This is a genomic window from Moorena sp. SIO3I6 (assembly GCF_010672095.1).
The window spans coordinates 1-15513 of the sequence record NZ_JAAHHU010000132.1 but is presented as its reverse complement, the minus strand read 5'-3'; the positions used below and the strand labels follow the sequence as shown (position 1 = coordinate 15513).

General features: G+C 43.0%; 12 protein-coding genes. 6 read left to right on the top strand and 6 right to left on the bottom strand.

What is annotated here, in order from left to right; genetic code table 11:
* Positions 1 to 431: 431 nt before the first annotated feature.
* The 5 genes from F6K49_RS27055 to F6K49_RS27035 all read left to right on the top strand — a co-directional run bounded on the left by F6K49_RS27055 (position 432) and on the right by F6K49_RS27035 (position 6791).
* Complete coding sequence (locus tag F6K49_RS27055; RefSeq protein ID WP_293101572.1) at positions 432 to 2378, top strand: type IV secretory system conjugative DNA transfer family protein; 1947 nt, start codon at positions 432 to 434, stop codon at positions 2376 to 2378.
* A 201-nt stretch (positions 2379 to 2579) separates the two neighbouring features.
* Complete coding sequence (locus tag F6K49_RS27050) at positions 2580 to 2912, top strand: hypothetical protein (RefSeq protein ID WP_009149093.1); 333 nt, start codon at positions 2580 to 2582, stop codon at positions 2910 to 2912.
* Positions 2913 to 2916: 4 nt separating this feature from the next.
* The gene (locus F6K49_RS27045) at positions 2917 to 4440 is read left to right on the top strand and encodes a hypothetical protein (protein ID WP_293083001.1); all 1524 of its coding nucleotides are present in this window, start codon (positions 2917 to 2919) and stop codon (positions 4438 to 4440) included.
* A 307-nt stretch (positions 4441 to 4747) separates the two neighbouring features.
* Positions 4748 to 5002 carry a hypothetical protein gene (locus F6K49_RS27040; RefSeq protein WP_293101569.1) on the top strand — a complete coding sequence of 85 codons (255 nt, stop codon included), beginning with the start codon at positions 4748 to 4750 and terminating at the stop codon, positions 5000 to 5002.
* A 43-nt stretch (positions 5003 to 5045) separates the two neighbouring features.
* Positions 5046 to 6791 carry an AAA family ATPase gene (locus F6K49_RS27035; RefSeq protein WP_293101566.1) on the top strand — a complete coding sequence of 582 codons (1746 nt, stop codon included), beginning with the start codon at positions 5046 to 5048 and terminating at the stop codon, positions 6789 to 6791.
* Between the two features lie 393 nt (positions 6792 to 7184).
* Here F6K49_RS27035 and F6K49_RS27030 read toward each other — a convergent pair whose 3' ends face one another.
* The gene (locus F6K49_RS27030; protein WP_293101563.1) at positions 7185 to 7997 is read right to left on the bottom strand and encodes a hypothetical protein; all 813 of its coding nucleotides are present in this window, start codon (positions 7995 to 7997) and stop codon (positions 7185 to 7187) included.
* 282 nt (positions 7998 to 8279) lie between these two features.
* Between F6K49_RS27030 and F6K49_RS27025 the strand changes: the two genes are divergently transcribed.
* Complete coding sequence (locus F6K49_RS27025) at positions 8280 to 9167, top strand: DUF6753 family protein (protein ID WP_293101560.1); 888 nt, start codon at positions 8280 to 8282, stop codon at positions 9165 to 9167.
* A gap of 244 nt (positions 9168 to 9411) precedes the next feature.
* Here F6K49_RS27025 and F6K49_RS27020 read toward each other — a convergent pair whose 3' ends face one another.
* From F6K49_RS27020 to F6K49_RS27000, 5 genes are all read right to left on the bottom strand, one after another.
* Positions 9412 to 10494, bottom strand: coding sequence for a tetratricopeptide repeat protein (locus F6K49_RS27020; protein WP_293019513.1), 1083 nt, complete (start codon positions 10492 to 10494; stop codon positions 9412 to 9414).
* Positions 10495 to 10934: 440 nt separating this feature from the next.
* Positions 10935 to 11807, bottom strand: coding sequence for a 6-carboxytetrahydropterin synthase (locus F6K49_RS27015; RefSeq protein ID WP_293065841.1), 873 nt, complete (start codon positions 11805 to 11807; stop codon positions 10935 to 10937).
* Between the two features lie 161 nt (positions 11808 to 11968).
* Positions 11969 to 12670: a DnaJ domain-containing protein gene (locus F6K49_RS27010; protein WP_293019511.1), complete on the bottom strand. Its 702-nt coding sequence runs from the start codon at positions 12668 to 12670 to the stop codon at positions 11969 to 11971.
* 132 nt (positions 12671 to 12802) lie between these two features.
* Positions 12803 to 13753 (bottom strand): cysteine synthase A, encoded by a 951-nt coding sequence (gene cysK / locus F6K49_RS27005; protein ID WP_293065844.1) that lies wholly within the window; start codon positions 13751 to 13753, stop codon positions 12803 to 12805.
* Between the two features lie 144 nt (positions 13754 to 13897).
* A partial coding sequence (locus F6K49_RS27000; RefSeq protein ID WP_293101556.1) for an iron uptake porin occupies positions 13898 to 15513 on the bottom strand: 1616 nt, incomplete at its 5' end.

Here is a 15513-nt window from a genome sequence, read left to right as displayed (position 1 = left end):
CGTACCTTTTTTGTTGATTTAGTTTGTGGACCCTATTTCATCGTTTCTGTGCCTTTTTTAGCCAATCATGAGCAAAAACTTATTTTTTTTGGATTACTTTAGTAATTAGTAAGTTGAAAATTGTTAATTGTTAAGCTGTTCAGCATTTAGATTGGTATACCTAAATTAATCAAAGGGAACAGGTAATCACCAATTTGAATGCACATCAGCTTACAGGACTTACGCAAAACTAGGCTAAAAATACGATATAGCATTTATTGATTTGGTGAGGTATACAGGATTTTACCCCTATTCCCTATTCCCTATTCCCTATTCCCTATTCCCTGTTCCCTATTCCCTGTTCCCTATTCCCTAAAACCCAGGACTCTGTACATCGCCCAATTGAAAACTGCTATAGTTTTCAATTTTAAATTTTAAATTTTCAAAGAAAAATGAACCAGAATACAAATCACGTTATTAGTCTACCTCCGGGATTAATTTACCAGCAACTTACCAAAGAAAATCTTATAGATTTTTCCCAAACTAATCAGGGAATCACCATCACCAGCTGTTTGATCGCTTTGGGTTTGCTAGCGATAATACCGGATGGCAAGAAAGGTCAATTAGCTACAGGCTATTGGGGAGGTAAAAAGGAGAAAAAAGCTGCTCGTAAAAAAGCTCAGACACAGATGGCTAATATTTCCAGAAACTCCGTTGCTCTCTACGTCGGCACTCCCGAAGACATTCAGAAGCGTCAGGAGCAAGAATGGATCAAGCAGGGAAAATTGAAAAAGCCACGGAAACCTGAAGCTTTCAATTGGTTTAAGCCTGCTGCCGAGTCCTTATATCTTCCCGATGCCCAACGCGGGATTTCCGCCATTGGAGCCAGTGGTTCAGGGAAATCCTTTTCAGTCTGTGACCCTTTAATTCGTTCATCCCTTGACCAAGGATTCCCCACAATTATATATGACTTCAAATATCCAGCGCAAGCAAAACGAGCCGTGGGTTATGCTTTAAAAAGAGGCTATAAGGTACATATTTTTGCCCCTGGTTTTCCCGAGTCAGATGTCTGTAATCCCTTGGATTTACTCAAAGATGAAGAAGATGCGATCGCAGCCGGTCAAATAGCCCAAGTCATTAACCGAAATACAGATTTAACTGGCGGAAAAGCCAGTGGCGATAAATTCTTTGAAGATGCCGGGGATAGTTTAGTCGAAGGAATCTTTTTGTTAACAAAGGCAGTTGGCACCTTAGTAGAAAATCAGCGATATTGTGATATAATGACAGCTCAGGCAATTTTAAGTTTGCCTGACCTAGTCAGCCGATTGGAATTTGCTTCCCAGGAGAAATTAAATGTTTGGACGACTCGACCTTTATCCCAAATCATTAGTATCAAAGAAAGTGAAAAAACCGTAGCCGGGATTATCGGAATTGCTCAGAGAACCTTCCAAAAATTCTTGAAAAAAGACTTTATGGGAGCATTTTGTGGAAAAACAACCTTACCTTTAGATTTAGAAGGAAAACAACTCATCGTCTTTGGGTTAGATCGAAATAACCGGGATATTGTCGGACCACTATTGGCAACAATCCTCCATATGGTTATTAACCGGAACGTATCCCGAATTAAACCTCGAACAGACCCTCTAGTTGTTTCCCTAGATGAGCTACCAAGTTTGTACTTACCCCAGCTGGTAAACTGGTTAAATGAAAACCGAGAAGATGGGTTTTGTGGTATTCTAGGTTATCAAAACTTAGGACAATTAGAAAATAGGTATGGCAAAGAGCTGACCAGAGCTATTCTAGGAGGTACAGCTACAAAGTTCATCTTTAATCCCCAAGATCCAGACTCCGCTAAAACCTTCTCTGACCTATTAGGAGAGTTTCAAATTCATTTCAAATCCAAATCCAAGAGTAGTGGCACAGGGGGCAGTTCTCACTCTAAATCCGATCAAAAAAACAAGCGACCACTTTTAGAGCCCGCTCAGTTTATTAAATTACCTACTGGTAAAGCAGTGATCATCAATCCCGCTTATCAAAGAGCCAAAGAAAGCTATGTGCCTTTGTTAGAACAAATTCAAATTCCTGAATCTGATCTTAAAGAGCAGGAGTGGTCAGAAAATTTATGGGAGAGTATTCGAGACCATTTAATTAAAGTCAAGAGAGTATCTCACCGAGTTTCTAATCAGCAAAGGGTGCGTCAACTTAAGGAGAGAATGGCATTAGTAGAGCAATTATTTCCATTGCCAACAGATGGCCCTAGACAAGCACCAGCATCATTTTCTCCTACCCCAGCACTAATACCAAAATCTGGATCTAGCTCATCCACGGCAACTTCTCATTGGCCTCCACGTCTATCTGATCAAGATGTCTCACCAGACCTTCTGGAAGGAAGTTTTTAATGAGTTACTTTGTTACAGGTTACAGGTTACAGGTTACAGGTTACAGGTTACAGGTTACAGGTTGCAGGTTGCAGGTTGAACGCGATCGCGTGGCCTTTTGGCCAAGGTTGCATGTTGAACGCGTAGCGTGGCCTTTTGGCCAAGGTTACAGGTTACAGGTTGCCATCTGATAACTTGAAAATTGTGTAATTGGAGCAAGCCATGTTTTCTAACTATAAAATAAATCCTGTAGAGGATTTAGATAGGGCAACAAATAACTTATCTGATCTACCCTCATTACCCATCGACTATTTTCCTAATGTGATTGAGATTTTTGATCAATATGGATTATTAGCTGGCGTAGTGGTGTCCAAAGGCATACCCTATGAAATGCCTAGGCACAACGATCAGGTCAGTGACTACAATGCTTGGTATTTCGATGGGCAGCTTTGCGTGTTTTATCGAGGAAAAAATATTTTGCTTGATCGCACTCAGAACTTGCAGCACCGAGCAGCAATTTTTGGAGCCTTAGGCTTGGGAGCATTAGGAGTTTAAAACCATGGCAAAAGTAACAATAGTCAGTGAGTCCTATGTATCCTCTTTACAAGGACAATACCAAGGTGTCATTTCCAAATGGTCAAGTGGACTGGCAGCCTTTAGGCAAAAGCAGCAGCAAAAGCAAGAACAAAATCGACAGGGTCAACAACTCAATGGTCAGGTATACAATAGTAATCAAGAGCCTGAAATCCAAATTACCGACGGTGATCAAGTAGTCTATGGTAAAGATGGAGATAGGTTGGTCAATGACTTAAACTCAGACATCATTGGTCAGTTGACTTTAGCCAAAGAGTCATCTGTAGGAGAGATGGTTGGGGTCACCAATAAAAAAGTAGAATTGGATGGAATCGTTATTTTACAAACCAATGATGAAGGTGTTGTAAAGGTTAACGCTTTTGATGAACAACAGCTACAGGGGCAACAACAAAAGGTATATAGTCCAATTCAACCACAAAACCAACCTTTAAAACCCAAAGTCCAACCCGTAAAAGCTAATACTGAAACCAGAGGTGGATTATATTCAGTACGACGGTCAGTGCAGGCTTTAGAGGATACACCACTAAAGCAGTTTTTGCAGTCCCAGGTTAATGAGATGCGTATGCTTCGTAGTGCTCAAAAACAAAAACAAGAAGCTATGCAATCGGAGTTTATATCTGAATTAATTGAAGCCCGAATGCTTCAATCAAAGCAGCCTAGTTGGTGGGAAAAGGTCGTTTCACCGATTTCAGAAAAAGTAGAAAAATTCAAAAATGCTGTGTCTAATTACCATGAAACATCCCGTCAAAAAGAAGCTGCTGCTACCTTAGTCCGCTTAATCAATTCCCAAGCATCACCAGGACAAGATACCTATGAATCAGCAGAGTATACGATTCATCGCGAGGATAATTCCTATGCAATGAGGGACAAAAAAGGTAAGGAATTGATCAAGTTTCGCGCTGGTGCTCTAGGGGTCACTGTACAGGGAGAAACCAAACTTAGTGAACAGCAATATCAAGAAATTTCACAGGTAAAAAAGCAATTAGATTGGGGACAGAAACCTGAGGGAAAATTTCGGCAATTAGGAGCTTCTGAGGCTGACTACTTTAGCCGTGTCAAGGCAGTTGCAGATACATTGGTCGAGTATGCCCAATCACAAGGAAATACTGTCCAGGTTGAAGGTAAACTCAACTACAACTGGAGAGCAACTCCCAATGGCGATATCACAATTGCGGCTAAGGACAGACGAGGAACCATCTTTTCACAACAGAAAGGACAATTCATGTCCCAGATGACACAACGGGATTTATCCTACTTTGAGCAAGCCTTAAAACCCTTAATGAGCCAAGCGCCACAACGCCTAGTTCAGCCCTCTCGATCATCAGTGCAGTCTCTAAAATCTCAAAGCCTAGGTGCTCCTAACCCCTTTGCTCACTCCAGTTTAACAGCACTGGCTTCAAGCAATGGACAGGCTTTTCAACCCCCAGCTAAAACACCTATATCGCAACCGATTAATCTCAAACAGAAATCAAAGGAGCTATCTTTGTAAGGCTTTTTGTTAACTGTTAACCCTCAACAATAAACCACCTGAACTATAGCATTTTTAATCTTAATGAGGTACACTAATTTTTTACCTCTTGCCCGCCCCCCTTCCGCGCGGCAGGGCTGTTTCAAACTTTAATAAGTTAACGATTATTGGAGATAGGGGGATAGGGGGATAGGGGGATAGGGAAATAAACTAAAATTTCCCGAAAAATCCGCCAATTTAGTCATTAAAATCTGACAAATTAGTTGGGAGGAAGCAACTCCAATGACTAACAATTCGTGATTCGGCCTTCGAGGAGGGTTAGATAAATTTGGCCAAAATCACGACTATTCGTCCAAAATTCTCCCCATCTCCCCATCTCCCCATCTCCCCATCTATTTTTGGCGAGAATGAAACAGCCCTGCCCTTACTAAGGGGGGTTAGGGGGGATTCCTCTTGCCTGCTCCCTGCTCCCTGCTCCCTGCTCCCTGCTCCCTGCTCCCTGCTCCCTGCTCCCTGCTCCCTGCTCCCTGCTCCCTGCTCCCTGCTCCCTAAAACCCATAAATTTGTACCTCACTTATTTTGAAAATGCTATAGTTTAATTTTGACTGAATAACGTTTGATTGAGAATGAATATACCCGAAGTTGGGACATTATTAGAATGCTATAGAGCAGTATCTATAGGAATTCCCTTGATTGAAAGACACAATGTACTTAGGTGGATTTGTCAGAGTCTTACTCACCATGGAGTATTCTTGGTTTACCTCTGGAATTTAGCTAGTCGTGGATTTCAGAAAATTGAGTGGGATGGAAATTCTCAAACCTTAGAAAGTTCAATGGTTAATGTCCTAGAAGAGCGTGAGGCATTTTCACAGGTTGTTGAAGTGTTGAATTTTTGCCAAGCCTATTCTGGTAAAGCCTTATTTATCTTAGAAGATTTACCGTCTTTACTCGATAGTGCTGACAGTGGGCAAACCATAACCATCAGAACCTCATTGTCTAATGTTCTCTACAACTTTGGTCTATCAAGCGATAAGTTTCTAATTCTTTTGGATACGGGGGAGAATGAGTTACCTCGAATTTTAAACTCAATTATTCCTGCTGCCGAATTTCCTTTTCCAGAACCCAAGGAAGTCACGGCATTATTAAAAACTCATTTAGTAGAATATGGTTTGGCTGACCAAGAAACACCTCTAGACGATAGACTAGCTCGGTCTATCGGGGGATTGACCCCGGAAGAAATTCGGATGGCTGTCAAACTGGCGGCGAAAAAAAATAAATACGCTCCCATAGTGTCTTGCCTGTTAAGCGATCGCTCTTCAGAGCGCGCCAAAGGCGATGGGCTAAGCCCCGCTTTCAGCGATCGCTCTTCAGAGCGCGCCAAAGGCGAACGCAAGCAATTTCATATAGCAGTCAATAAAGCCCAATCTCAATCAGAGCTAGCCAAGCAATTAATCAATTACAAAATTCACAGACTCAAAGGATTTGGTTTAGAATTCCTCAAACCTGATGTTGGGGAATTTGGGGGATTAGATAAACTTAAACAAGCCTTGGAATGGGTGAAACAAGATTTTTCTGATCAAGCCAGAGCTTATGGGATTCCATTGCCCAAGGGATGGCTATTGATTGGTCCTCCAGGAACAGGAAAAACCTTTGCTGCCAAAGTCTGCGCTCAAACCTTAGGATTTCCTTTAATTAGCATGGGAGTGGATTTAGTAATTGGTAGTAGTCCAACCCATTTAAAACGACTTTTGCGTCGAGTTGAGGCCGCGAGTCCTTGTGTTTTGTTTCTCGATGAACTGGATAAGTTTTTTGATTCCCAAACAAATAACACCAAACAAATTCTAGGAATTCTCTTAACCTGGTTGCAGGAGAAGACAACTCCTACATTTGTGATTGGAACTCTCAACCGATTAGATGCTTTGCCTCCAGAATTAACTCGTGCTGGCAGATTTGACAAACTGTTTTATGTGGGTTTTCCCAAAGAGATTGAGCGGTTTGAGATTTTTAAACTCCATGCTAGCCGATTTGATCCTCGTTATCGGGAGGGAAATGGACCATTAACAGAAAAACAATGGCGTCGATTATTGAGTGCAACACGAAAATGTACTGGAGCAGAAATTCGTGCCATTGTAGAATCAGCAGTGCAGCGAGTGTTCCATCAAGGTCAGAGAACTCCTTTTAAAATTGAATTGGAAAATCTATTAGAGCAGCGAGAAGCAATGACTCCCTTGTATTCTCAGGATACAGAGAGAGTTTTAGCAATGGAAAATCGAGCAGAAGGGGTTTGTAAGCCTTCCTCTTCACCAGATAAATCAATTTTTGCTAGGGAAATAACTACCTTGTGGGGAGAAAGATTAAATGTTGGGTCTTAAGTGATATCATGTCCCGATAATTATCCTTAATACCAATTTTTACAGCACACTATCTCCCCATCAATCTTCTTTATTATGGGTATTCAACCGGACTTAATCTGATATCTAATCCGATTTAATGAGTAATGGGTAATGGGTAATGGGTAATGGGTAATTGTGATTACTCTCGTACCATTACCCATTACCACTTAAGCCTTACCGATTACCAACCAGTTTAATCAAGGAATTTTATACCTTGATTAGGTTTAAATATAGCAGTCGAAGTAAAGGTTAAGACATATTTATGTTCCCTGTTCCCTTCCCCCCTTACTAAGGGGGGTTAGGGGGGATCCCTGTTACCTTGAAAACAAAATACTATGTCCTAAACTATACTTTCCTTGCTATAACTGCTGATTAAGACTTAAATTCCAGCAGAGAATTTATCCCCAGTTTGCTGCAAGACGATAGGAGATAGACAGCTTTAGTATTGCCTTTCAGGGCAAAGTATTCCCAAATATGAAGACAATCTCCTAAACTCATAGTTTTCATTATCCCTTCAGTTTCTGTATAACAGAATAGTATCTTACCAGAAAAACCTTTTGCTTTCAATTTTTTTATTTTTCTCCTTGAGTTAATAATTCCCACCAGTAAAGCAACCGATGAGCCTATGGCATCCATGGCAGCGGATAAACTAACCCGAAACTCCTGATCATCCTCTGTTTTTAATATTTCTAATTGGGATTGACCAATTGTAATCCTAGTCGGGGTTGCTTGTAGCCAATCTGAATCTTGGTTAATTAAGTTCACCCTTGGTTTGATTAATTGATTTGGGTCTTGCTCTAATTGTTCAATGAGTTGCTTTAAGGAAACTGTTTGATTTTTATCCAGGTAGGCGGGGATGAGATTGTCTGACACTAAATATTTCCAATAAGCCAGTAAGCTCTTGAGAGGATAAACAGTCAAGTTTCTCTGGGAAGGAGTAGTAACCCATAATTTTTGATAGCCATTTTCTTCAAGAAATTGTTGAGCTTGTCTTGGAGACTGTCTAATCGGTATAGACATTTGCCGTAAGCTAAAAATAATTTGGTTATCAAGGCTATAAGCTCCTAGGGTGACTTCGTTTAATTGAAGACAGATATGATCTACGTGGGGATAATCCAAAAAATCATCATCAATTATCTGAGGATCAGTGTGATAAGTTTCAGCACTTAGGTGGGTCATAGCCATAAATTCCTTCTTCTAAATCCCTTGATTTAAGTAAGCATTAAGCTATTAGCAGTCAGCCTGCGCTTAGCGCGTTAGCTAACTGCTGAATGCTTACTGATTTAACCTGTTCAAGTTTTTGACTGTTTCTCTTTCTTGGTAGTACTCTCTAAGCAGAGCAACGGATTGATTATGTACATATAACCCCTTATAGTAACGTTCCTTTTTTCAGAGAATTTTTCTCGTTTCAGGATTTTAACGTCTCTATGTAACAAATATTTACAAATCTTGTTATTCTCGAATTTTATGGCTATTTATAAAGAAGTAAGCAAACAAGGAATTAGGGAAATGGTAGGAAGTAATCTTTCTCAAGAAAACCTCTCCCACATCAAGCAACCTGAAAGTCTGTCAGATTTAATTGACGAGAGGGATAAGACGGATTACTCTCTATTGGAAAAGCTGTTAGAAGGACGTTCGGATAGCTTTAAGGCAAAAATTTTAGATTTAGTTGTTGCGACAGAATTGGACGCTAATGACCCGCTATTCCTATTTTTGGTAGCAACGTCCAGTTTGGAAACAATGTTAGCAGATACTCCTAAATCCTTAGAGCAGTTATTCCGAAGTTGGGAAAAGGATATCCAGCAGATGATTGATGTCGTCGGGCAATCCACCATGGATATTCAGCGCCAAGAAATTTCTAAAGCGATCGCTCTTCAGAGCGCGCCAAAGGCGAACGCGTCTGCCATAGAGCAATCAAAGGTAACCATAGAATCCAAGTCAGAAAGACAGCCCTGTTCCTATCCACCCAAAGGCTCAAGGGATTTTCTGGTTGCTAAGACATCTCCTTTTATAAACATTACAGCCATCTGTGGAGCTGTGGTTTTGTCATTGGTTTGTGGACTAGGAGCGGGTTGGGGACTATCTCAGTTAAGTCAGCCAAAATTAGACCCCAATGGTTCTAGACAACTAACCCTAGACGAAGCAGCTACCTTAAATTGGGCAATCAGTAAAGAGGGCAAATTAGCCAGAAATATAACCAAGTGGAATGCGGGCTATTTGGATAACTTAGAATGTCAAAAGGATGCCATAGAGGCAGGAATCCGGTTAAACTTTGGGGGCAAAAAAGCGACTAGCGGCTATTGTCTACTTTGGGTCGCCCCTCCGAGCCAGCGCAAGTATATAGACAATGAGTGATCCCAATTTTAGATCAAGTCAGGTTGAATACCCATAATTAGAGGGAGGGTGGGAAGTGTGGGGAGGGTGGGAAGTGTGGGGAGATGGGGAGATGGGGAGATGGGGAGATGGGGAGATGGGGGAGATTTTATTAAGGGTAATTATCCCGACATGATATTATAGGTATTTTGATAGAGATTAGTGTCGGTTTTGTGGGAATGGCTAATGGCTACGAGCCTTATCCCCACCAGAACTACCATTCCGATTAGGGATTAGTCAGTGCTAAATTTTTCTGATGGTACTCCATAGCTTTGGTGTAGTTTCCTTGAGAGTAATAAGCAGCTTTCAGACTAGCTATGGCTTTTTTTGCTGCCTTCCGGTCACCGATGGCTTGGGCAATACTCAAGCGTTGTTCATAGTATTCAACCGCTTGGCCATAATTGTCTAAGGCATCATAAGCCTTTCCCAAGCGACCTAAGGCTTGTTGTTCTAGACGGCGATTACCCATTTGTTGAGCTTTGAGCAATTGCTGCTGAATATAGTAAATCCCTTGAATATAATCTCCTAGTGCCAAGCAAGCATTACCCAGCTTGCCCAGAATCTGTCCTTCTAGGGGACGATCACCCATCTGCTGTGCGATCGCAAAACGCTGCTCGTAATAGTCAATAGCTTGAGCATAATCACCGATGGAGTAGCAGGAGTTACTGAGATTTCTCAGAATTCGCTCCTCCAGCTCAGGTAACCCAAGAGTCTGGGCAACATAGAGGCTCTGTTGCTGGCAAGCCATTGCTCGGGGCAAATCTCCTAGTGCCTTATGGGCCAATCCTAGATTGTTCAAGGCAGTCACCTCTCCCAGTCGGTCTTGGAGTTGCCGCATAATAGTTAGGCTTTTTTGACCATAGTCAATGGCCTTGAGGTGATTTCCTTGGTGACGGTAGGCATTTCCCAAAATTCCCAAAACCTGGCCCTCAAGACGCTGGTCTTTGATGTCTTTTGCGATCGCAAGACTTTTGTTACTATATTTTATCGCTTGTGGAAAGTTGTCTAAGGAATAAGCAGTTAGTGCCATACCACTCAGAGCTTTTCCTTGACCCCGTCTATTTCCCAATTGCGCATATATTGCTAGTGCCTCTTGGAACGACTGTCTTGCTGCGAAGAATTGACATCGCTGGTGCTGCTCAATCCCTTTCTCTAAAAGTTGAGCAGCTTCACCGGCGCGAGGGAACCGCGCAAGGTCATCAACATTATCTGGAATGTTGTTTGGTAATGTAGGAACGAAAGTTTGGCGTGCTGCCTCTGCTAGACGCTCCCTATATTGGCTGTCATCACACGGCAACCGGCTCTCCATTCCTATTGCCTCTTACGGATCATCAAGAGTTTTGTAGTTTTCTAAGTTTGCGCAATCGAGTAAAATCCTTTGCCATATATTCCCTTGTTTTGAATTGCTCAAGGTCGTATCTCATCCTTTGAGTGAGATACCACGGGGCAAAATACGAGGATATGAAGGCTTTCGGATTTAGCGCAGCTGGACCTAACAGTACGAGTGCGGATACTTGACTACTATGATAACCGCATCAATCCTGATTCCGGCCACTTTACCCTTATCATAACAAATGATATACTAACTCTAACTTATGGATGATTTAATCTCAGCAAATAAAAATCCCTAGCTAAGCATTCAGCCTAGGGCTAATGCGCTTAGCCCATGCTACGCTTGCCAGGTATTGAAAGCAGCCCACCGCGCATCAAAGATTTTAGGTGGGGACTGGGCTAAACTTTATAATTCAACTACATCAAGGTCAGCAGAGTTTCTCTAGATGATGTTGCTGCTGACTTGGTAGTGTCTGGTGTGCAGTAGACTTCGCAGGAGTTATTAGGACTTTCAATCAATTTCACCTTATGAAGTTGGACATCCAATTCTTGAATTGGTTGTTGCAACAACTGACAAATATAGATAGCAATATTTTCGGCAGTAGGAACAACCCGGGCAAAGTATGGAATGTCTTTATTGAGGAAAGTATGGTCAAAAGCTTCCACGACATATTCATCCATGACTTGCTGCAAGGAGCCTAGATCAACAATCATGCCAGTGCGCGGATCCATTTCACCCTTAACAGTCACTTCTATGTGATAGTTATGTCCATGTCCGTTGGGACGAGCACACTTACCGTAAATCTGGTAGTTTTCCTCGTCACTGAGGTCAGGATGAGCTAGTCGGTGAGCAGCGCTAAAGTGGTTACTGATAGTCAGATATACTTCCATACCGTTTCCTTGATAGTCAGCCCAGAGTTTTGGATGTTCAAATAGCTGAATCTTCAGTAGTGGTAGGTAAGTAACCAAGTGCTGCCAAATTACTCGTGCTATGTTTTCGGTAGTAGGTAAGGTTTGCTGAAATTCTGACCAAACCTCATTGAGATAAGCGTAGTCAAGTTGGCTGGTGACCTCTCGTTGGATCACCCTTTTGACTTTAGAAAAGTTTTCCACCATGCCATACTTATCCAACTGAGCGGTCAGGAAAACGAACAGAACGTAGTTGTGTCCGTGTCCAGGAAATCGGCTACCCAAACCAAACCGCTGAATGTTCTGAGCTTCACTCAGTTCTGGTAACCAGTATCGGTGGCTGGCTGAAAACTCAGCACGGCGCTTAATGACGCATTCCATGTCAAGTTAGGTAAACTAGACTTATGTTCAGCATAAACTAATTTGGATTAGTGGTCGTTAGTCATTAGTTATTAATGATTATTCATTAATCAAGTCCCTTTTGCATGTAAGTCAAGATTGATCATTCTTGGGTTTGCTACAAAAATCCTATTGGTTACCCATTACCAAAAATCTTTAACTGTGTCTTTAGCTTCCCAGAGCAGATGGGAGGCAATTCTGAACAGTTCTTGACCTGTGTGTAGGTGGTAGTCGTCGTAGTTAAGGGTAAACAGCTTTAATTCTTCTATGCCATCTCCTAACTGATTAAGACAGTAGTAGAGGTTAGCAGCAGCACTGGCAACGGTGGCAGGATTAGGTTGAGAATGAAACAGCCTCTGAGCTTGATGGAGATGATCACCACACTCTTCCAGATAAGCTTCAAACTCTGCCATGAGTTCATCATCAAACGGGTCAGCCGAGAGTTCATCGAGTTGAGCCTCTAGAGGCTCAAGGATATGACTAATCCAGTAGTTTACAGGTTGATAAATTTGCTGCAACCAGTACCCTAGCTGGGCATCAGTCTTTTTTCCCTTTTGCCGATGATGCTGGTAATGTCTTTGGGCATCAGCTGTTCGCTGTTGTCGATTCTGATGCTCTAATGAATGCTGAAAGTAATGCCTCTTTTGGTCATAGGAACGCCGTCGCTCAGGGTTACTGAGGACCTCATAGGCAGCATTAACTTGGATAATTTTTTCCGGATCAGCGGTGGGGCTGTTGCTATCTGGATGAAAGCGCTTGGCTAGCCGTCGGTAGGCTTGTTTAATTTCTAGGGTCGTAGCGTGGGGATGAACATCCAGAGTCTGGTAGTGATTCGAGTCTGACATGGGCGACACTAAACCTACTTAAACCGGCAGCGATAGTATAATTAAGGTACCAAGTAAGCTCAATCCAATATTTCCATAGATTTCCAGAGGTTTTAGGATAACTAGTGAATGGAAGTGCCTTGCCCCATAACACTAATCCGTGGTGGCCGTCGGCTCTTGGAACAGGGGGGTGCTTAGGTAGCGTTCCCCAAAACTTGGTTGAATCATCACAATCAGGCATCCTTCATTTTCTGGACGTTTGGCAACTTGAATCGCCGCTGATAGTATGGCTCCAGTGGAAATGCCGGAAAGAATTCCTTCTTCACGGGCTAAACGACGACCGTATGCGATCGCATCATCATCCGTAACTGTAATCACCTCGTCCAGAAATTCCACCTTGAGTACTTCTGGAATAAAACCCGCACCGATACCCTGAATTTTGTGAGGTCCTGGAGAGCCTCCAGAAAGTACAGAACTACTAGCTGGTTCAACTGCGATCGCTTTAAAACTGGGCTTACGTTTTTTAATCGCTTCAGCAACACCAGTAATTGTACCACCCGTACCGACTCCAGCCACCAGGAAATCCACCTGTCCTTCCGTATCGTCCCAAATTTCTTCAGCTGTGGTATAATAGTGAATTTTTGGGTTAGCTGGATTACGAAACTGTTGCAGCATATAGGCATTGGATGTGGTTTCTACAATTTCCTGAGCTCGCCTAATACAGCCACCCATGCCTTCACTACCTGGTGTCAGTTCCAAGTGAGCACCATAAGCTCGCAACATAGCCCGTCGCTCGATGCTCATTGTCTCTGGCATGGTTAGGATCAGTTGGTAACCCTTGGCTGCCGCTGCCATTGCTAGAGCAATACCTGTGTTTCCCGACGTCGGTTCCACCAAAATAGTTTTGCCGGGGGTAATCCACTCTTGCTGCTCCGCTGCATTGATCATGCTAACACCAATCCGGTCTTTAACAGACGAAGATGGATTCATGCCCTCTAGCTTGGCTACAATCCTAGCCACACAGCCTTCTGCTTGAGGAATACGATTCAATTGCACTAGAGGCGTCCGACCAACCAGTTCGGTAATATTTGGAGCAATTCGCATAACTGTTGGAAATTCTGAGTTATTAGTTGTTCTCCATCATCCTAGTATTTTTTGACACTCCCACCCCTTCAAACAAAAATCCCCGCCTAGGGGCAGGGAAACCTAACTAATGCTCGATAGTCCTTGGGTAATTAGCCAGGGTCTCTAGAACGTGAATGTGGTTCTGATGGTACCAATCACAGCATCATCATTATCATCACTCTGCTCTGGATTAATCACCCAGATCACACCAGGAGTGATAGAGATATTATCGGATAGCTGATACTTGTAGAAGCCTTCGATGTGAATGGGGGTATCAATCTCATTCAAATCCGAATAGGGCACTGCACCACCAAAGAAACCTAACACACTACCTTCTTTCCCAAAATCGGGGAAGGCTAAACCACCGCCGTAACTCCAAATTTCACCATCTCCTTCACCAATCACAATCACATCGGTGTAGTTGAAAAATCCACTAAAGGAAATCTTGTCGGTGAGGCGAAACGCTAATTCTGCTCCGTAGGAGTTGGTTACCTTGTCAGCTGAATCAGCTATACGACTAGCAAGAAGTGCGTCTTGATTTAAGTTGGCAGCACGGGTACCTACGATACCATCTGTTCCCGCGCCTTTGCTGAATATGGCACTGTCCTCTTTATGGAAACCATGGACGTAAGTAAAGCCGACACCAATCCGGTCATTGACGTTGAAGTTCAACTGACCCAAGGCAGAATAATCACCATTGAACAGACCTGACCCTTCATCAGGATCTGACGCATTCCCAGCTAGGTAACCCAGTGTGACAGTACTTGGTCCAATCACGCTCTCTAGTAAACCAAGTTGGAAGCTAACCCCTAAACCAGCACCACCACCAATCCGATAGATGGGGTTTTGTTGAGAAAATGTGGATAGAGAGCCACTACCACCATCGAAGTCTTGGAAATAGGGATTGAGTGTAGGAACGTAATCATCATGCCGACCACCAAAGGCAGCAATGTAAGTTGATACTCGACCAAACGGACCAATAGGAATGTCACCGTAATAGGCTAACCAGTCAACCCCTATATCGTTCCCGTCACCAGTACCATCAATCTCAGTGTTAAAGGTCTGGGTGAGTTCTGGGGCAATGTCACCCCCCTCTGTAAAGGCATTCAGGTTACCAGCACTCAGACGAGTTACCAAACTGTCTTCACCAGTGAAGCTGGTGTCGAGAACTAAACGAACCCTGTCACCAAATACAACTTGGTTATTGTCATCTTCCCCAAAATCACCAAAGTTATTGGTCAGGGCGAATATGACTTCCCCTTCCAGTTTGGTAGTAGTAGAGAATTGGTGATCCTCGAGGAATGCGACTCGACCTTCCAGGTTATCGACCCGTGCTCCGAGGGTAGCCAGTTCTGCCTCAAACTCTTGAATCAGCCGTTGCAGCGTTTCTAAGTCTTCACGGGTAATAAAGTCAGCGGTACTAGCAGCAATTAAACGCTCAATCTGGTTTAAACAAGCGTTCAAGCCAGCCGCAAATTCGTAACGGGTAGTAGCACGGTTACCACGGAAGGTGCGGTTTGGGTAACCAGCGATACAACCGTAGCGCTCTACCAGACTACGCAGAGCTTCATAAGCCCAGTCTCCAGGGGAAACATCCCGCAGTTGGGAAACACTAGTTACCTGATCTTGGCTGTTACTACCTTCTTTACCGTAGCGTTGAATTTGATTTAACAGCTGGCTGTTATCTGAGGCTGAGGGTACGGCTTGGGCTATTTTTGTTTCTGCCTCCGGTACGTCTA